Below are 17,940 nucleotides of genomic sequence, written 5' to 3' on the forward strand. Positions count from 1 at the left end.
GGGAGGTCAGTGACCGCCGCCGGCGAGGACGAAGACGACGGCCACCCAGACGGCGGCGAGGGTGAAGCCCAGCGGGGCGACGTAGCGGCTCATGGACGGCTCCGGGTGGCGGCTGGACGGTCCGCGGGCGGGGGCGGACCGCAGGGGTGGAACAGGACGCGCACACGAAGTCGTGACCGGGGGCGGCTCCCGGCGGGCGGCCCGGTCGGCGGGCGGCGGCGCGGTCACCCGGCGAGGGGCCGGGGACCGGGCGGGTGCGGGGAGCGGAGCTGGGTCAGCTCACCTGCTGAGTCGTGGCTCAGCGGGGCTGACGGAGGGCCCGGCCACGACTGGGAGGATCGCTATCTCGCACAGCGATCACCTCCTGCGGTCGGCGGGGCCCGGAACGCGGGCCGCGACCGGCCCGCAAACGGGGATCATCGTACACCCGCCGATCCCCGCTCCCGCACTCGGCCGATCGGCCCCGGCCGGTCCGGCTCGGGCCGCCGCCGCACGACGTCGGTCGTCCGTCGTACGCGGGCGGCGCGGCCGGGCCGGGCGGCGGCGGACCGCGCTCGCGACGGTGCGGGCGAAACCGGCGCGACGTGCGCAGCGTTAGCGCTTACCTGCCGGTAACGCCTAGGCTCCGACCGACCGGGAGATCACTGAGCAGAGGGGGACCCGTGGCCCGTACCGTCCTGGTGACCGGCGGCAACCGGGGGATCGGCCTGGCGATCGCGCAGGCCTTCGCCAAGCAGGGCGACCGGGTGGCGGTGACCCACCGCAGCGGCGAGGCCCCCGAGGGGCTGTTCGGGGTCCGCTGCGACGTCACCGACTCCGACTCGGTCGACGCGGCCTTCACCACCATCGAGGCGGAGCTGGGGCCGGTCGAGGTGCTGGTCGCCAACGCCGGCATCACCGACGACACGCTGCTGATGCGGATGTCGGAGGAGCAGTTCACCCGCGTGCTGGACACCAACCTGACCGGCGCGTTCCGGTGCGCCAAGCGCGCCTCGACGAAGATGCTCCGCGCGAAGTGGGGCCGGATGATCTTCATCTCCTCGGTGGTGGGCCTCTACGGCGGCCCCGGCCAGGTCAACTACGCGGCGAGCAAGGCCGGCCTGGTGGGCGTGGCCCGGTCGATCACCCGCGAGCTGGGCAGCCGCAACATCACCGCGAACGTCGTCGCGCCCGGCTACGTCGAGACCGACATGACCGCCGCGCTGCCCGAGGACCGCAAGACCGAGTACCGCAAGGTCATCCCCGCCGGACGCTTCGCGCAGCCGGAGGAGATCGCGGGCGCCGTCACCTGGCTGGCCGGCGACGGCGCGGGCTACATCTCCGGCGCCGTCATCCCCGTCGACGGCGGCCTCGGCATGGGTCACTGACAGCGGTCACTGAGAAACTACGGAGGAATTCCTGTATGTCCGGACTGCTCGCCGGTAAGCGGCTGCTGGTCACCGGCGTCATCACCGACGCCTCGATCGCCTTCTCGGTGGCGAAGCTCGCCCAGGAGAACGGCGCGCAGGTCGTGCTCACCGGCTACGGCCGGCTGTCCCTGGTGGAGCGGATCGCCAAGCGGCTGCCCGAGCCGGCCCCGGTGATCGAGCTGGACGTGGCCAACGCCGAGCACCTCGCCGGGCTCGCCGACCGGGTGCGCGAGCACGTCGACGGCCTGGACGGGGTGGTGCACTCGATCGGCTTCGCCCCGCAGAGCTGCCTCGGCGGCGGCTTCCTCGACGCGCCGTGGGAGGACGTGGCGACGGCGCTGCAGGTTTCGACGTACTCCTACAAGTCCCTGGCGATGGCGGCGCTGCCGCTGATGTCCGCCGGCGGCGCGGTGGTCGGCCTGACCTTCGACGCCACCAAGGCGTGGCCCGTCTACGACTGGATGGGCGTGGCCAAGGCCGGGCTGGAGTCGGCCTCGCGCTACCTGGCGCTGCACCTGGGCAAGCAGGGCATCCGCAGCAACCTGGTCGCCGCCGGGCCGCTGCGCACCATCGCCGCCAAGTCGATCCCCGGCTTCGACCAGTTCGAGGACGCCTGGACCGAGCGCGCGCCGCTGGGCTGGAGCCTCACCGACCAGGAGCCCGCCGCCCGGGCCTGCCTGGCGCTGCTGTCCGACTGGTTCCCGGCCACCACCGGCGAGATCGTCCACGTCGACGGCGGCTACCACGCCATCGGCGCCTGACGCGCGGGGAAGGGTTCCTGCCGACGCCGCCGGGGTGGCGGGGGCCCTTCCCGACATCCGGACCAGGGGGCCTCGCCCGGCGGGGACGGCCGACCGGGAAGAATGGGCCCATGGCGTACGACGCGGTGGTCCTGGTGTCCTTCGGCGGGCCGGAGCGGCCCGAGGACGTGATGCCGTTCCTGCAGAACGTGACCCGGGGACGGGGCGTGCCGCCCGAGCGGCTGGCGGAGGTCGCCGAGCACTACCTGCACTTCGGCGGCGTCTCCCCGATCAACCAGCAGTGCCGGGAGCTGCTCGCGGCGATCCGGCAGGACTTCGCCGCCAACGGCGTCGACCTGCCCGTCTACTGGGGCAACCGGAACTGGGACCCGATGCTCGCCGACACCGTGGCACAGATGCGCGACGACGGCGTCCGGCACGCGCTGGCGTTCGTGACCAGCGCGTTCGGCGGGTACTCCTCCTGCCGGCAGTACCAGGAGGACATCGCGGCCGCGCGCGCGGCGGTCGGCCCGGACGCCCCGCTGATCGACAAGATCCGCCAGTTCTGGGACCATCCCGGCTTCCTCGAGCCCCACGTCGACGCGGTAGGGGCGGCGCTGGCCCGGCTCGACCCGGCGAAGCGGGACAGCACCCGCCTGGTGTTCACCGCCCACTCGATCCCGAACTCGATGGCCGCGACCGCCGGCCCGCACGGCGGCCGGTACGAGGCGCAGCTGCGCGAGGTCGCCCGGCTGGTCCACGCGGCGGCCGCCCCCGACCTGCCCTGGGACCTGGTCTGGCAGAGCCGCTCCGGCCCGCCGCAGGTGCCGTGGCTGGAGCCGGACGTCAACGACCACCTGGCCGCGCTGGCCGAGGCCGGCACCACCAGCGTGGTGGTCAGCCCGATCGGGTTCGTCTCCGACCACCTGGAGGTGGTGTGGGACCTGGACACCGAGGCGCGCCAGACGGCCCGGCAGCTCGGGCTGGACTTCGTCCGGGCCGACACCCCGGGCACCGACCCCCGCTTCGTGGCGATGGTCCGCGAGCTGGTCCGGGAGCGGACCGAGCCGGACGGGGTGAACCTGCGCCGCCGCCTCGGCGAGCTGCCGATGTGGGACACCTGCCCGACGGTGTGCTGCGTTCCCGCCCGCCGCCCCGCCGCCGCCCCGGCTCCCGGGCGGCCCGTCCCCTGACCGCCGCCGCCCGATCCCGGGCGGCCCGTCCCCTGACCGCCGCGCCGGCCCTCCGGCGCCCCCGACACCCCTGGAACGAGTGACGATGCAGGACCGCAAGCCGGTGGAGAGCTGGCTGACCGACATGGACGGCGTGCTGGTGCACGAGGGCCAACCCGTGCCCGGCGCGCCGGAGTTCGTCTCCCGGCTGCGCGCCTCGGGCAAGCCGTTCCTGGTGCTCACGAACAACTCGATCTACACGCCCCGCGATTTGCAGGCCCGGCTGAGCCGGATGGGCCTCGACGTGCCCGAGCACGCGATCTGGTCGTCCGCGCTGGCCACCGCCCAGTTCCTGGCCGACCAGCGCCCGGGCGGCACCGCGTACGTGATCGGGGAGGCCGGGCTGACCACGGCGCTGCACGCGGTCGGCTACGTGCTGACCGACTTCGCGCCGGACTACGTGGTGCTGGGGGAGACCCGCACCTACAGCTTCGAGGCGATCACCAAGGCCGTCCGGCTGATCAACGACGGCGCCCGGTTCATCTGCACGAATCCGGACGTGACCGGGCCGTCGGTGGAGGGCGCGCTGCCCGCCGCCGGTTCGGTCGCCGCGATGATCTCCAAGGCGACGGGGGTCGAGCCGTACTTCGTCGGCAAGCCCAACCCGATGATGATGCGCTCGGCGCTGAACACGATCAACGCGCACTCCGAGACGACCGCGATGATCGGCGACCGGATGGACACCGACATCCTCTGCGGGCTGGAGGCCGGTCTGGAGACGATCCTGGTGCTGACCGGGATCAGCAGCCGCGCCGAGGCGGAGCGCTACCCGTACCGCCCGTCGCGCATCGTCAACTCCGTCGCCGACCTGATCGACGAGGTCTGACGCGCGGACGCCGCCCGTCCGCCAGGCGGTAGGCCCCGCGCGGCCGACCTGATCGACGAGGTCTGACGCGCGGACGCTGCCCGTCCGCCGGGCGGTAGGCCCCGCGCGGTCAGGGGCGCAGCGGGGCGTTGCAGGCGGCCACGAGGGCCTGCCGGCAGGCGGTGGTCAGCGGGCGCAGCGCGGCGTCGCGCTGCTGGGCCTCGTAGTTGTTGACCGCGCCGCCCGGCGCGGTGTGCCCGGCCAGCGCGAGCACCCGGTCGAGCACGGCGGCCCGGGCGAACAGCCGGCGGGCCCGCGGGTCGAACCCGGGCGGCAGGTCGGTGGCGCCGTCCGGCCGGCGCAGCGCCTCCAGCGCCCCGGCCAGCTCGGGCCGCCACTGGGCGACGTCCAGCCGGGTCAGCGCGGCGGTGGTGTCGTGCAGGGCCGCCGCCAGCTCCGCCTCGGCCTCGGCGGCGCCGGGCAGCGTGAGCGAGGCGGCCGGGGCGTCGGCCGGCAGGGGGTAGACCCGCCAGAGCACCGTCTCGAAGGTGTCGCCGGAGCCGGAGGTGTGCGTGCGCACGTGCGGGATCAGGCCGAGGCTCCCGGCGACGACCGCCTCGCCGGCGAGCAGCGCCGCGCCGGCGAAGTCGCCCGGGCCGGGCAGCCCGCGCGGGTCGCCGGGTGCGGGCAGCACCAGCCGGATCTCGTCCGGCGAGAGCTTCGCCAGGGTGGGCAGCGCCTGCGGCAGCGGGACGTCGGTCCAGGTGCCGGGCGCGTCGGCGACCAGGTGCTCCTCGTCACCGGCGATGGCGTCGGCGACCTCGTCGAAGGGCACCAGCCCGGCGCGCCACGCGCGCACCCAGGCAACGAACCGGCTGGACCGGCGCGGCGCGGGAGTGGCCGCGCCCGCTGCGGGGGTGGACATGCCGAAAGGGTACGTGGTCACCGCCGCCCCTGTCTCGACTGCCGCTCCGTGAGGTCCCCGCCATGTCGATCATGCGGCCGTGGCGGGCGGAACGTGGAGCTGTGCCCCGTTCCCGGGTGATTCGACCGCATGATCGACGCCCCGGCGTCGTCGCGGCGTGTCGGGTGCGGGGGTGCGAACGGGGGGTTAGCTTCTGTGGCATGGGGCGGCGCTATGCGGACGACGTGTTGGCGGGGGACTGGCGGCGGCGGAAGGTCACGCCCGAGGTGGACGCCGAAGCGGACCTCGTGGTCGAGGACGCCGACTCCGGCTTCTGCGGGGCCGTGGTCGGCTTCGAGTCCGGCGCGGTGGTGCTGGAGGACCGGCACGGCCGGCGGCGCAACTTCCCGCTGTTGCCTGCCGCGTTCCTGCTCGACGGGCAGCCGGTGACGCTGCGCCGGCCGACCCGCGCCCCCGTACCGGCGGCCCGCCGGCGCACCGCCTCCGGCTCGATCGCCGTGGACGGGGTCCGCGCCCAGGTCGCCAAGGCCAGCCGGATCTGGGTGGAGGGCATCCACGACGCCGCCCTGGTGGAGCGGATCTGGGGCGACGACCTGCGCGTCGAGGGCGTGGTGGTGGAGCCGCTGGACGGCATCGACGCCCTCGACGCCGAGGTGCGCGCCTTCGCCCCCGGTCCGGGCCGCCGCCTCGGCGTGCTCGTCGACCACCTGGTCCCCGGCTCCAAGGAGAGCCGGATCGTGGCGAAGGTGACCTCCCCGCACGTTCTGGTCACCGGCCATCCGTACGTCGACGTGTGGCAGGCGGTCAAGCCGGCGGCGCTGGGCATCCGGGCCTGGCCGGTGGTGCCCCCGGGACAGCCGTGGAAGGAGGGGGTCTGCGCCGCGCTCGGGGTGGCCGAGCCGGCCGACATGTGGCGGCACATCCTGTCCCGGGTCGACAGCTTCGCCGACGTGGAGACCCCGCTGATCAACGCGATGGAACGCCTGATCGACTTCGTCACCGAACCGGCCTGAGCGCCGCCGGGCCGCCGGGCCCGCCGGCGGCTCCAGGCACGGGCGCTCAGGGCTCCTGGTCGGGGGTGCGGGTGAAGACGAAGGTGGCGATGTCCAGGGCCACCACCCGGCCCGCCTCGTCGCGCAGCACCGACAGGACCTCCCCGTTCTCCGGGCCGGAGCGGCCCCGCCAGCGGTCCGGCCCCTCCGGGGCGAACGTGCTCACCCGCTCGCCGCGCACGTACACGACCAGCTCGCCCTCGGCCGCGTGGCAGGTGACGTCGAGCGACGCCCCCATCCACCACCAGCGGCCGGAGACCTCGTCGACCTCGGCGGGCGGGGCGGCGGCGGCCGGCAGCCACGGCCGCGGGAGCGCCGGCTCGGCGTCGAGCACGGTGGTGAGGATCCGCTGCGCGAGCCCGCCGATCCCGCCGGTGCGGAAGCCGTACGAGTTGGCGAAGCCGATCACGGCCGTGCGGGACGGGCGGTGCACGGTCAGGGCGGACACGTAGCCGGGCATCGAGCCGCCGTGCCCGACGTACACCCGCTCGCCCTGCCGGTAGAGCTCCAGCCCCAGGCCGTGCCCGCCGGTCCACGAGTCGAGGTCGCTGATCACCACCGGGGCGCACATCTCGGTCACCGTCTCGGCCGCCAACACCCGCGGCGCCGGCTCCGCCAGGAACGCCGCCCACCGGGCCAGGTCCTCGGCGGTGGACCAGAGCTGCCCGGCCGGTGCCATCGCCCCGGTGTCGGTACGCGGCTCCTCCCGCAGCGTGTCGTGCCACGGGTGCACCACGTAGCCGCGGGCGAACGGCTCGGTCGCCGCGTACGTCGTGCGGCGCATGCCGAGCGGCTCCAGGAGGCGCTCGCGCAGCAGGTCGGCCCAGGGCGTGCCGGTGGTCCGCTCCAGCACCCCGCCGAGCAGCCCGTACGCCAGGTTGGAGTAGTGGTAGGACCGGTGTGCGGGGTAGGCGATCTTCTCGGCGGTCACCCCGGCCAGCAGGGTGGCCAGGTCGGCGCCCTCGGCGCGCTCCCACCAGGCTCCCTCCGGCTCGCGCTGCAGGCCGCTGGCGTGGCCGAGCAGCTGCCGGAGCGTGAGCGCGCCGACGGGGGTGCCGGGCAGGTGCTTCTCCAGCGGGTCGTCCAGGGCCAGCCGGCCGGCGTCGCGCTCCTGCATGACCAGGGCGGCGGTCATGGTCTTGCTGATCGAGCCGATCCGGTACTGAAGGTCGGCGTCGGGGCGCGGGTGCGCGCCGGCGGTGGCGAGGTGCGTCAGCGCGCCGTCGCGTACCACGCCGATCACCAGCGACGGCGTGCGGCCGGCGGACTGCGCCTCGGCCACGAGGGTGTCGACCTGGCGGGCGGTGGCGGGCAGCAGGGACACGGGCGCTCCTCCCTCGGGGCCCGGTGGGGTGGGCCGCTGGCGTGCCGCCGAGCTTACTGATCTTCGAGGTTCGGTCGCGCGTGCATCGGCGTGTCACGATCGTGGGGTGGACGCCGTGTTCTGGATCGTGCTGGGTGTCGTCCTGGCGGTCGCCGAGATCTTCACGACGACGCTGTTTCTGATCATGTTCGCGGCCGGGGCCTTCGCTGCCGCCGGCGCCGCGGCGCTCGGCGCGCCGGTCGGCGTGCAGGCGGTCGTCTTCGCGGCGGTGTCGGCGCTGACGGTGCTGGGCGTGCGGCCGACGCTGCGCCGGCACCGGCGCTCCGCGCTCGACAGCGGCGGGCAGGCATTCGGCGTGGAGGCGATCGAGGGCAGCACGGCGCTGGTGCTGGAGCGGGTCGACGCCGGGCAGGGCATGGTCAAGATCGACGGTGAGCTGTGGCAGGCCCGTTCCTACGACACGGGCCAGGTCTTCGCCGCCGGTGAGCGGGTGCAGGTGATCCAGGTCCGGGGCGCCACCGCCCTGGTGTGGCGGGACGACGTTTCTCCTTCCGGCGAGCTACCCGAAGCGAAAAGGTGAGTACATGGAATTCGTGATCCCGGTCCTGCTGATGGCCGTGGCGCTGATCGGGGTGGTCACCCTGGCCAAGGCGGTGCGGATCGTGCCGCAGCAGCGCCAGGACGTGGTCGAGCGGCTGGGCAGGTACAAGCGCACGCTCAACCCGGGGCTCAACCTCCTGGTCCCGTTCATCGACGCCGTCCGGACCAAGGTCGACATGCGTGAGCAGGTGGTCAGCTTCCCGCCGCAGCCGGTGATCACCTCCGACAACCTGGTGGTCTCGATCGACACGGTCCTCTACTTCAAGGTGGTCGACTCGGTCCGGGCCACCTACGAGATCTCGAACTTCCTCCAGGCCATCGAGCAGCTCACCGTCACCACGCTGCGCAACGTCATCGGCTCCCTGGACCTGGAGCGGGCGCTGACCAGCCGCGAGGAGATCAACCGGCACCTCTCCGGCGTGCTGGACGAGACCACCGGCCGGTGGGGCATCAAGGTCACCCGGGTGGAGATCAAGGCGATCGAGCCGCCGCCGAGCATCCGGGACTCGATGGAGAAGCAGATGCGCGCGGAACGGGACCGCCGGGCGGCGATCCTGAACGCCGAGGGCCACAAGCAGTCGCAGATCCTCACGGCCGAGGGTGAGAAGCAGGCCGCGGTGCTGCGCGCCGACGGTGACCGGCAGGCGCGGATCCTCCAGGCCGAGGGCCAGGCCAAGGCGATCCGGACGGTGTTCGACGCGATCCACCAGGCCAATCCGAGCCAGAAGGTGCTCGCCTACCAGTACCTCCAGGCACTGCCGCAGATCGCCAACGGCACCGCGAACAAGGTCTGGATCGTGCCGGCCGAGCTGACCAAGGCGCTGGAGGGCATGGGTGGCGCGCTCGGCGGGCTGAGCCAGATGGTCGGCGACGCCCCGGCGCCGGAGGCGGCCGACCACGCGAGCCAGGTGCAGCGCGAGGCGGCCGAGGCCGCGCAGGCCGCGGCCGCCGCCGCCCAGCAGATCCACGACGAGGTGCGCGTCGCCGAGGCGCAGGCCAGCGGCGGCAAGCCGCAGGGGCTGCCGGCGCCCGAGCCGGTCTCCCCGGCGAGCCTGCTCAACGACCCCGCCGACCAGCGCGAGCGGGGCTGAGCGGCCGGGCGACGATCGCCCGGAAATGCGAGAAAGACTCATGGGGCGCTCCGGTCCCTGCCACCATCGGTCCTAGGACGGGTGGTGACCAGGCATCGGGGCGCCCCGGCGCGTCCCGCACCGCTCGCGGACGAGCGAGGTGACGCATGAAGGATCCGGCGAAGCGGGTGTGGTCCTCGGCCCCGGTCCCCGGCGCGCACGACCCCACCGGACCACTCGGGAGCCGGCGTACCGGCGGAGGGTTCGGGGTGCTGCCGTTCGTCGGGGATCCGACGCCGGCCGGGCCGGCCACCAACGCCAGCTGGGCCTGGTCGCTGCGCCGGCTCGCCCGGGCCGCGGTGTGGCTGCTCCCCGCGTACGCCGTGCTCTACGGCGTCGTGGCGATGGCCAGCGACGGCGGGGTGGGCAACGACCCGTACCCGGCCGACGGGCGGCCGCTGTACCTGGTGGGCTGGGTGGCGTCGGTCTGGCTCGGGCTGCTCGCCCTGCTGGCGCTGACCGGGCTGCTGGCGGCGACCCGCAGCCGCCGGGCCGCCGCGTCCGGCCTGCTGGTCTCCATCGCCGGCACGGTGCTCATGCTGCCCTTCGCGGGGCTGGCGGAGCAGACCCCGGTCTTCGGCACCACCGCCCGCGGGCTCGTGCTCGTCGGGGCGACCTGCTACAGCCTGGGCTGGCTGCTGACCGGCTGGTCGGTGGCCCGGTCCGGGACGTTCAGCATCGGCGACGGCACGATGCTGATGATCGCCGCCCCGCTGTTGGGTCTCGGCGGCGCGCTGATCGGCTCGCTGCAGACCTTCGGGGCGATCTTCGTGCTGATCGCCGGCATCGGCATCGGCTACCGCTCAGGGCGCCTGGTGCCCCGGGACATCGCCCGCGACGCCGCGAGCGCCAGCCTGGCCACCGCCGCCGCCCCGACCGGCCCGGGCCCGAACGGCCCGCTGGCCACCGGCTGAGCACGTCCCGCCGCGCCGGCCGCCCGGAGGTCGCGCCGCCCTGCTCGCCGGGGCGGGTGGGGCGCAGGGGGACGCCGGGGCGGGCGGGATGGGAAGTCGCTGGCAGAGGGCGGTGAATTTGCTGACAGGAGGGCCGCGCGAGTGGCCGCTTAGCGGCTTTCGTGGCAATCCTGAAGACCATGGCCCCACCCCGCCCGCCGCTGTCGCGGCTGTTCACCGTGCTGCTCGCCGGCGTGCTCGCCGGCCTCGTCCTGGCGGTCGCCGCGCTGCCGGGCAACCTGCTGTTCGGGTTCGCCGCCAAGGCGGCGGCCGGGTCGTACGCCGCGCTGCCCGAGGCGCTGCGCACCCCGGCCACGCCGCAACGCTCCTACCTCTACGCCAACGACGGCAAGACGCTGATCACCACGTTCTACGACGTGAACCGCGCCGACGTGCCGCTCGACGAGATCGCCCCGGTGATGCGGCAGGCGATCGTGGCGGCCGAGGACCGGCGGTTCTACGACCACGGCGGCGCCGACCTGCGCGGACTGCTGCGGGCCGTGGTGTCGAACGTCTCCGGCGGTGGCCAGCAGGGCGGCTCGACGCTGACCATGCAGTACGTCCGCAACGTGCTGAAGACCGACCCGGGCCGCACCGCCGAGGAGCGCGCCGCGGCCACCGAGCAGACCGTCGGGCGCAAGATCCAGGAGATCCGGTACGCGACGGCGCTGGAGCAGCGCCTGAGCAAGGACGAGATCCTCAACCGCTACCTGAACATCGCGTACTTCGGCTCCGGCGCGTACGGCATCGCGGCGGCCAGCCAGCGCTACTTCGCCAAGGCGCCAGCCGACCTGACCCTCGGCGAGGCGGCCCTGCTCGCCGGCCTCGTGCAGTCGCCGGAGGCGTACAGCCCGATCGACGGTGACGCGGACGCCGCGCTGGAGCGCCGCGGCTACGTGCTGGACGCGATGGTCGAGACCGGGGCGATCACCGCCGACCAGGCGGCGCGGGCCAGGGCCGAGAAGCTGACGCTGCGCCCCACCGCCCAGCCCAACGGCTGCACCGCCGTCGCCGAGGCCCACGACGACTGGGGCTTCTTCTGCGACTACCTGCGGCAGTGGTGGCTCGCGCAGCCCGCGTTCGGCGCCACCGTCGAGGAGCGCGAGCAGGCGCTGCGCCGGGGCGGCTACACCGTGGTGACCTCGCTGGACCCGCAGGTCCAGGCCACCGCGCAGAAGCAGGCCACCCGCGTCTACTCCTACGACGACAAGCGCGCCCTGCCCATCGCCGCCGTCGAGCCGGGCACCGGACGCGTGCTGGCGATGGCGGTCAACCGGCACTACAGCCTCGACGCGAACCCGGACGGGCAGGCCAACCGCCCCAACACCGTCAACCCGCTGATCTCCGGCGGCGACAGCGTCGACGGCTACCAGGCCGGCTCGACGTTCAAGCTGTTCACCATGCTCGCCGCGCTGGAGGCCGGCAAGCCCCTGGCCACCGGCTTCGACGCGCCCAGCCGGCTGCCCACCCGGTACGCCGCCGAGGGCGAGGGAAGCTGCGCGGGCCGGTGGTGCCCGGCCAACGCCAACCCGGAGTGGATGGACGGCTACCGGATGATGTGGGACGGCTTCGGCCGCTCGGTGAACACCTACTTCGTCTGGCTGGCCGAGCAGGTCGGGCAGGAGAAGGTGGTGGAGATGGCGCAGCGCCTCGGCATCACCTTCCGGGCCGACGCCGACGCCGCCTTCGCCGAGAACGACGCCGCCAACTGGGGCTCGTTCACCCTGGGCGTGGCCGCCACCACCCCGCTCGATCTGGCCAACGCCTACGCCACGGTGGCGGCCGAGGGGAACTACTGCACGCCGCTGCCGGTGGTGTCGGTGACCGCCCCCGACGGCGAACGGGTGCCCGTCGGGGAGCCGTCCTGCCGCCGGGTGCTCGACGCCGACGTGGCGCGGGCCGCCACCGACGCGGCGCGCTGCCCGGTGGGCCAGCAGTCCGCGTTCGGGCAGTGCAACGGGGGGACGGCCACCTCGGTGAACCGGATCCTCGACGGCCGCCCGGTCGCCGGCAAGACCGGTAGCTCGGAGCGGAACGCGACGGAGACGTTCGTCGGCTTCACCCCGCAGGTGGCGGTGGCCGGCATCGCCGCCAACCCGGACGACCCGACCGACTCGGTGGGCGCCGCCGTGCAGGCGAAGGTCATCGACGCCGTCGCCCGGGTCATCGCCACCGCCGTCGACGGGCAGCCGGAGCAGGCATTCGCGGCCCCCAGCCGCGAGCTGGTCGGCGACCCGCGCCGCCCGGTGGAGCGCCCCCGGGTGCAGGAGCGTCCCGCCGAGGAGCGGCGGCCCTCGGACGAGCAGCGCCTGGCCGACCTGCGGCGCTGGCTCGAGCGCCGGGGCTGACGACGGCGCCGGGCCGGCCGGGGCCGTCGCCCGGGTCGGTCCGGCGGAAAAAAAATCCCTAAAAAATTTCCCCAGGGCTGTCGGATCCGGTGTCGCCGCTCCGACCCCCTGGCGAGAACGCCCACGAGGGGCGTCCGACGCCGAGGGGAGCAGGGCCATGCGGAAGATGATCTACCTGGTGCACCAGTCGCTGGACGGGTTCATCGAGGGGCCGAACGGCGAGTTCGACTGGCCGGAGATGGGCCCGGAGCTGTCCGCCTTCTCGCTGGAGCAGTGCGGCCGGGCCGGCGCGCTCGTCTACGGCCGCCGGGTCTGGGAGTTCATGGCCGCCTACTGGCCGCAGGCGGAGTCGATCTCCGACCACCCGCACGACCTCGCGTTCGTGCCGATCTGGCGGCGCACGCCCAAGGTGGTGATCTCGCGCACGCTCGCCGAGGCCGACCACGGCGCCCAGGTGGTCGGCGGCGGCGACCTCGCCCGGGAGGTCAACGCGCTCAAGGCCCAGCCGGGCGGCGACCTGCTGCTCACCGGTGGCGCCGAAGCCGCCGCCGCGCTGACCGCGCTCGGTCTGGTCGACGAGTACCAGATCTTCGTGCACCCGGTGGTGCTGGGCGGCGGCAAACCGGTCTTCTCGGCCACGGAGCGGCTGAAGCTGCGCCTGGTGGAGTCGCGGACCTTCGACGGCACCTCCGTGCTGCTGCGACACCACCGGGCCGGCTGACGCCGGCCGGGTCCGGGGGCGTCGCGGCGCGTCCGGCAGAATCGTGCGGGTGCCAGTCCACCAGATCACCGACCCGGACGACGACCGGATCGCCGACTACCGCGCGCTGACCGATGTCGAGCTGCGTACCCGCTGGGAGCCGCCGCACGGGCTGTTCATCGCCGAGGGTGAGCTGGTGCTGCGGCGGGCCCTGCGAGCCGGCTACCCGGCCCGGTCGTACCTGGTGGACGCCAAGCGGGTCGACCAGCTCGCCGACCTGGACACGGGCGACGCCCCCGTCTACGCGGCCACTCAGGACGTGCTGGAGCGGGCCACCGGCTTCCACGTGCATCGGGGCGTGCTGGCGTCGTTCCGGCGCAAGCCGCTGCCGGCCGCCGCCGAGGTGCTGGCGGCAGCCCGGCGGGTGGTCATCCTCGAGGACGTCAACAACCACACCAACCTGGGCGCCATCTTCCGGGCGGTGGCCGCGCTCGGGGTGGACGCCGTGCTGCTCTCGCCGACCTGCGCCGACCCGCTCTACCGGCGCAGCGTACGGGTCAGCATGGGCGAGGTCTTCGCGATTCCGTACGCGAGGCTGGAGCCCTGGCCGGACGCGCTCGGCGACGTCCGCGCGGCCGGTTTCACGGTGCTGGCGATGACCCCGGCGCCGGACGCGATGCCGATCCAGCGGCTCGGCGCCGCGCAGCGGGCCCGGGCGGCGCTGCTCATGGGGGCCGAGGGCGCCGGCCTGACCCGGGCGGCGATCCACGCCAGCGACGCGCGGGTGGTGATCCCGATGCGGCGGGGCGTGGACTCGCTGAACGTGGCCGCCGCCACCGCCGTGGCCTGCTGGGAGCTGGGCCGCGACGATCCGGTCTAGGGCGTCTCCTGTCGATCTTGTAGTGGTTGATCGTTGACGATGTGCCGGTGGTACGTCGTGGTGAACTGACCGACGAGGCATGGGCGGTGATCGCGCCGCTGCTTCCCGAGCCAGGTGGTTCGCGGGGGCGGTGGCGGGATCACCACTGCCCGACCGAGGACCCTCCCGAGGGCGATCCGTCAGGCGCCCGCAAAAAAAGGGGCTCTGCGACAAGTCCGGCGACGCCTGGTGCGCAAGATGGCGAGGCCATCGGCCGATCACGCGGCGGGCTGAGCACGAAGATCCATCTCGCCGTCGACGGACAGCGGCCGGCGCTTGTCGATCCTGCTCACCCCAGGCCAGGTCGGCGACAACCCTCAGCTCCTCGCCCTGCTCGACGCGATCCGAGTCAACGAGCCCGGACCCGGCCGGCCCCCAAACGCCCCGACGTGCTGATCGCGGACAAGGGATACGCCCGCCTCGACCCGTCGAGCTTTGCGCTCTCGCGGGATCCGGCATGTCATCCCCGAACGGTCCGACCAGGTCGCCCGCCGCGTCGGCGGTCTGAGCTACCCGTTTGACGGGCCGCGCCAGCTCGGGCGCGACCCCAGCCGGTGAGGAGATGACGGGCGGCGCAGCCCCTGATGTACGTGGACGCCCCGGCGACGACGCCGTACCGCTTCGGGCTGTTCGCGGCGGCGGTCGTCAACCCGACCGACCAGCGCGAGTCCCAGGCCGGGTGGAGTGGGAGCCGCAGTGCGTCGACGCGCCCGCGCCGACGAACGCGGCGCGGCCTCGGACGCGAACCGCGCGGCGATGGTGCTGCCGGATGGGATGCCGAGCGTGAAGTCCGGGGTGATCCGGCTGTACGCCGGCTTGACCGGCCGGTCGGTGGCCCGGCCGGACCTGATCGACCGGGCTTGGCGGGCGATGGGCCAAGTCGAGCAGCAGTCGCTGGAGCACTACGTGAGGACCAGGGAGGCCGGCACCGAGGAGTTCCTGGCGGCGGCCGACATGTTCGACCAGCTCGACCTCGCGCATGTGTGGGGCGATGTGTCCAAGGTCGGGATCGACGGCTCCGAGTACGACACGTGGGAGGACAATCTGCTGGCGGAGTCCCATATCCGCTATGGCGGCTTCGGCGGGATCGCGATGGGGCACATTTCAGATATCCATGCTGCGCTCTTCAGTCATTTCATCCCGTGTGGCGGGTAAGAGGCCGTCTACCTGTTCGAGGGCTTGCTGAAGAACGAGTCCGAGGTCACGGTGGACATCGTCTACGGTGATACGTGTTCGGAGAAGGATGTCATCAACTGGCGGCTGATCGAAAACCACTGGCCAGATTCCATGCGCGTGGTCCTCTCGATCCGCGAGGGCCGGCTCTCCTCGGCCGCGCTGCTGCGGTGCCTGGGCAACGAATCCAAACTTATCCGAATCTACGGGGTAACTGGACTGTCAGTGCTGACGCCTAGAGTCCTCTGTATGGCTGATGATCACATGATGCGTCGCTTCTTCTCCCCCGCCCGACGCCACCTCGAGACGGACAAGGATCCCGACGCGGTGTTGGAGACGCTTGACGCTGCCGACTGGTCCGCGTTCACGCCTGCACGCGACCTGCCGCCGCTCCGTGATGCGCTCACCGCGTTGGAACGGGTGCACGGCGTCACCGAGGCGCATCGCTACGCGACCGCGAAGATCAAAGCGTACGGCGCCCTTCTCCGCCATGCCGACACGCACCGGGCCAAGGTGCTGACGTATGTGCTCAGCCCCTGCGGCCGGTACCTGGCACTCGGGAGCAGGGTCGGGGAGGAGTTCGACGACGGTGGTGTACTGCAGATCTGGGAGGTCGCCACCGGCCGCTGCGTCAATGTCATCGACGGTATTCCTGGCGGTGTCGGTTGGGAGAGCGACCGCCACATGGTCCAGTGGTCGGCCGATGCCTCCCGGGTCGCGGTGGTGCACCACAAATTCAAGGTGGGGGTCTGGGAATCCTTCGGCGACCAGGAGGACTTGGGGGGCGAGCCGATCGCCGAGATGGCCGTAAGTGATTCGCGACCGTGCTTCGCCTTTGCGCCCGATGGCGAGCGTGTGGTGATGTGGGGCGGCTGGTACCTAAAAGACAAACGAGGCCGGCTCGTTTCTCTGGATGACGTCGATGACCTCGAGGACATCGAGTCTCTGATCCCGGTCGAGTCACTGTCCGATGAGATGCTCGCCGTGCTCGACGGAGGGCCGCTCTGTCTCGATTGGTCCACGTGGTCGAAGGACGGCGAGCGTGTCTACGGATACGCGTCGTCCGGGTGGGCATGCTCGATTGACGTCGCCGCGCGCAGGGTCGTCTGGCTGAAGCAGACCCACGACTTCCGCGGCCCGTTGCCGGCCTGGAGCCCAGACGAACGGCACCTGGCCCACCAGCGGGGTGGTCAGCTGGTGCTCAGCGATGCGGTGACCGGGAAGCCGGTGGCGGTGCATGCTGCCCGCCCGGGTGCCGCGCTGCTGTCCTGGGGTCCGGGCGGACGGCTGGCAGTCGTGGTGCCTGCCCACAAGGACGAGGGCGCGCACCCGGGCGTGAGTATCGTCAAGGCGACCGGGGAGCACGACTACGATCTGGATCTGGCGCTCCGTCCGACCGGGTACGACACGCCTGACCTCACTGCGTGGGCGTGGGCACCGGATGGCAGCCGGGCCGCCTGCCTGACCGACGAGGGCCGCATCGAGGTGTGGAACCTGGGCGAACGCCCCGAGCGACTTCGGGTGGTTGAGGTACCGGAGGACGCGGACGGGGTGCTGTGGGGTGCAGACGACGTGCTCGTCATCATCACCTCGCTCAACGAGGACGGCGGCACGTTCCCGGGGCTGCGGTTCGTCTGGGCCGACACCGGTGAAGTGGTCGGCGCATTCCAGTTCCTGCAGGAGCCGCCCGGATCGAACCCGCTGGTGGACGAGGAGGATGGGGAGGACCTCGGCCTGGATTTGCAGCCCCATCCCGCCTTCGCGCTGGACGCGCGCACCTGGGGCGTCGCGTTCGAGCCCGGCCTCGTAATCGCTCCTCCCGGCCGGGAACGTGACCTGGACGCGCTGCTCGCCTGGTCGGTGGGCCGTCGGTTCGCCTGGCCGGTACGCTGGGGCGCCCTGGAGATCTTTCCGAACGCTTCCGCAGCCGCGGACGGAGCCACGCCTCCCCTTGACGAGCTTGTCGAATCCTTCCGAGGGAGCAGCCCTCGCCCGGCCGAGCCGCCCGCGTGGCCGCCGCCGAACACCGCGACCTTCGCTGACCTGCTCTTGCTCGCCGGCGCAGTAGTCGAGTGGGTCAGAGCGAGGGACCCGCAGGGCGTGCACGAGCCCGGACTGTCACGCGAGATCGCGATCTTGCACGCGCGGCGGAACGAGGCGGACCAGGCGCGGCGGTTTGTCGAGCTGAGCCCAGGCCACCTGCGAACACAGGTCGCTTCGCAAATCGAGCGCATTCTGAGGGAGGCCGAGCAGCGGGACAAGGTGCCTGCGGAGCCCGAGCCTCCGACCCCGCAGGAGATCGCTGCTCTTGCCAAGGCTCACGAGAGGTTCCTGCGGACGCCCCGCGGCCAACGCTCGAACGCGAACGCCGAGCTGGTCCGCCAGGCCGCCCATTCCCGCCACATCTCAGCCGTCCTCGATCTGCTTGAGCAGGCGCCGCTGGAGACCTACCTCGGCCTCGGCTCGCACGACAAGCACTACCTGACACTGTGCGCCCTGCGGACCGTCGCCACCGGCTCCGACAAGGAGATTCGAAGGTGACCACTGGCGGACGCAGTCCGGCGGCCAGGGACGCGTGCCCGGCCGGTACACAAGGCGTGCTGATACGCCCAGCCACCCACCAGTAGGAA

15 protein-coding genes and 2 pseudogenes are annotated in these 17,940 nt (G+C 73.0%); 14 read left to right on the forward strand and 3 right to left on the reverse strand.

What is annotated here, in order from left to right:
- Window positions 1–6: 6 nt before the first annotated feature.
- Window positions 7–228: a hypothetical protein gene (locus tag ACGF7U_RS07350; RefSeq protein ID WP_393103904.1), complete on the reverse strand. Its 222-nt coding sequence runs from the start codon at window positions 226–228 to the stop codon at window positions 7–9.
- 434 nt (window positions 229–662) lie between these two features.
- Between ACGF7U_RS07350 and fabG the strand changes: the two genes are divergently transcribed.
- From fabG to ACGF7U_RS07370, 4 genes are all read left to right on the forward strand, one after another.
- The gene (fabG, locus tag ACGF7U_RS07355) at window positions 663–1,367 is read left to right on the forward strand and encodes a 3-oxoacyl-ACP reductase FabG (RefSeq protein WP_393103906.1); all 705 of its coding nucleotides are present in this window, start codon (window positions 663–665) and stop codon (window positions 1,365–1,367) included.
- 35 nt (window positions 1,368–1,402) lie between these two features.
- Window positions 1,403–2,170 (forward strand): enoyl-ACP reductase FabI, encoded by a 768-nt coding sequence (fabI, locus tag ACGF7U_RS07360; RefSeq protein ID WP_393103908.1) that lies wholly within the window; start codon window positions 1,403–1,405, stop codon window positions 2,168–2,170.
- A gap of 110 nt (window positions 2,171–2,280) precedes the next feature.
- Entirely contained in the window at window positions 2,281–3,342 is a 1,062-nt protein-coding gene (locus tag ACGF7U_RS07365) for a ferrochelatase (RefSeq protein ID WP_393103910.1), read from the forward strand.
- 85 nt (window positions 3,343–3,427) lie between these two features.
- Entirely contained in the window at window positions 3,428–4,207 is a 780-nt protein-coding gene (locus tag ACGF7U_RS07370; protein WP_393103912.1) for an HAD-IIA family hydrolase, read from the forward strand.
- Window positions 4,208–4,316: 109 nt separating this feature from the next.
- Here ACGF7U_RS07370 and ACGF7U_RS07375 read toward each other — a convergent pair whose 3' ends face one another.
- Entirely contained in the window at window positions 4,317–5,111 is a 795-nt protein-coding gene (locus tag ACGF7U_RS07375) for a hypothetical protein (RefSeq protein ID WP_393103914.1), read from the reverse strand.
- 200 nt (window positions 5,112–5,311) lie between these two features.
- On the opposite strand from ACGF7U_RS07375, the gene ACGF7U_RS07380 reads away from it, so the two are divergent.
- Window positions 5,312–6,124, forward strand: a complete 813-nt coding sequence (locus ACGF7U_RS07380) for a DUF3097 domain-containing protein (RefSeq protein WP_393103916.1) — start codon at window positions 5,312–5,314, stop codon at window positions 6,122–6,124.
- A 46-nt stretch (window positions 6,125–6,170) separates the two neighbouring features.
- On the opposite strand, the gene ACGF7U_RS07385 is transcribed toward ACGF7U_RS07380, so the two are convergent.
- Window positions 6,171–7,487, reverse strand: a complete 1,317-nt coding sequence (locus tag ACGF7U_RS07385; protein ID WP_393103918.1) for a serine hydrolase domain-containing protein — start codon at window positions 7,485–7,487, stop codon at window positions 6,171–6,173.
- Between the two features lie 106 nt (window positions 7,488–7,593).
- On the opposite strand from ACGF7U_RS07385, the gene ACGF7U_RS07390 reads away from it, so the two are divergent.
- From ACGF7U_RS07390 to ACGF7U_RS07430, 9 genes and pseudogenes are all read left to right on the forward strand, one after another.
- The gene (locus ACGF7U_RS07390; RefSeq protein ID WP_393103920.1) at window positions 7,594–8,067 is read left to right on the forward strand and encodes an NfeD family protein; all 474 of its coding nucleotides are present in this window, start codon (window positions 7,594–7,596) and stop codon (window positions 8,065–8,067) included.
- Window positions 8,068–8,071: 4 nt separating this feature from the next.
- The gene (locus ACGF7U_RS07395; protein WP_393103922.1) at window positions 8,072–9,178 is read left to right on the forward strand and encodes an SPFH domain-containing protein; all 1,107 of its coding nucleotides are present in this window, start codon (window positions 8,072–8,074) and stop codon (window positions 9,176–9,178) included.
- Between the two features lie 146 nt (window positions 9,179–9,324).
- Window positions 9,325–10,131, forward strand: coding sequence for a hypothetical protein (locus tag ACGF7U_RS07400; RefSeq protein WP_393103924.1), 807 nt, complete (start codon window positions 9,325–9,327; stop codon window positions 10,129–10,131).
- 179 nt (window positions 10,132–10,310) lie between these two features.
- Window positions 10,311–12,518 carry a transglycosylase domain-containing protein gene (locus ACGF7U_RS07405; RefSeq protein WP_393103926.1) on the forward strand — a complete coding sequence of 736 codons (2,208 nt, stop codon included), beginning with the start codon at window positions 10,311–10,313 and terminating at the stop codon, window positions 12,516–12,518.
- A 157-nt stretch (window positions 12,519–12,675) separates the two neighbouring features.
- Window positions 12,676–13,239 carry a dihydrofolate reductase family protein gene (locus tag ACGF7U_RS07410; protein ID WP_393103928.1) on the forward strand — a complete coding sequence of 188 codons (564 nt, stop codon included), beginning with the start codon at window positions 12,676–12,678 and terminating at the stop codon, window positions 13,237–13,239.
- Window positions 13,240–13,248: 9 nt separating this feature from the next.
- Window positions 13,249–14,098 (forward strand): annotated as a pseudogene (locus ACGF7U_RS07415) (TrmH family RNA methyltransferase); the annotation flags it as partial.
- Window positions 14,099–14,145: 47 nt separating this feature from the next.
- Window positions 14,146–14,659 (forward strand): annotated as a pseudogene (locus tag ACGF7U_RS07420) (transposase); the annotation flags it as partial.
- Between the two features lie 174 nt (window positions 14,660–14,833).
- Window positions 14,834–15,292 (forward strand): Tn3 family transposase, encoded by a 459-nt coding sequence (locus ACGF7U_RS07425; protein ID WP_393103930.1) that lies wholly within the window; start codon window positions 14,834–14,836, stop codon window positions 15,290–15,292.
- 24 nt (window positions 15,293–15,316) lie between these two features.
- Window positions 15,317–17,851 carry a Tn3 family transposase gene (locus tag ACGF7U_RS07430; protein WP_393103932.1) on the forward strand — a complete coding sequence of 845 codons (2,535 nt, stop codon included), beginning with the start codon at window positions 15,317–15,319 and terminating at the stop codon, window positions 17,849–17,851.
- Window positions 17,852–17,940: the final 89 nt, after the last annotated feature.

Source organism: Micromonospora sp. NPDC047670 (genome assembly GCF_043204915.1).
Lineage (GTDB): Bacteria > Actinomycetota > Actinomycetes > Mycobacteriales > Micromonosporaceae > Micromonospora.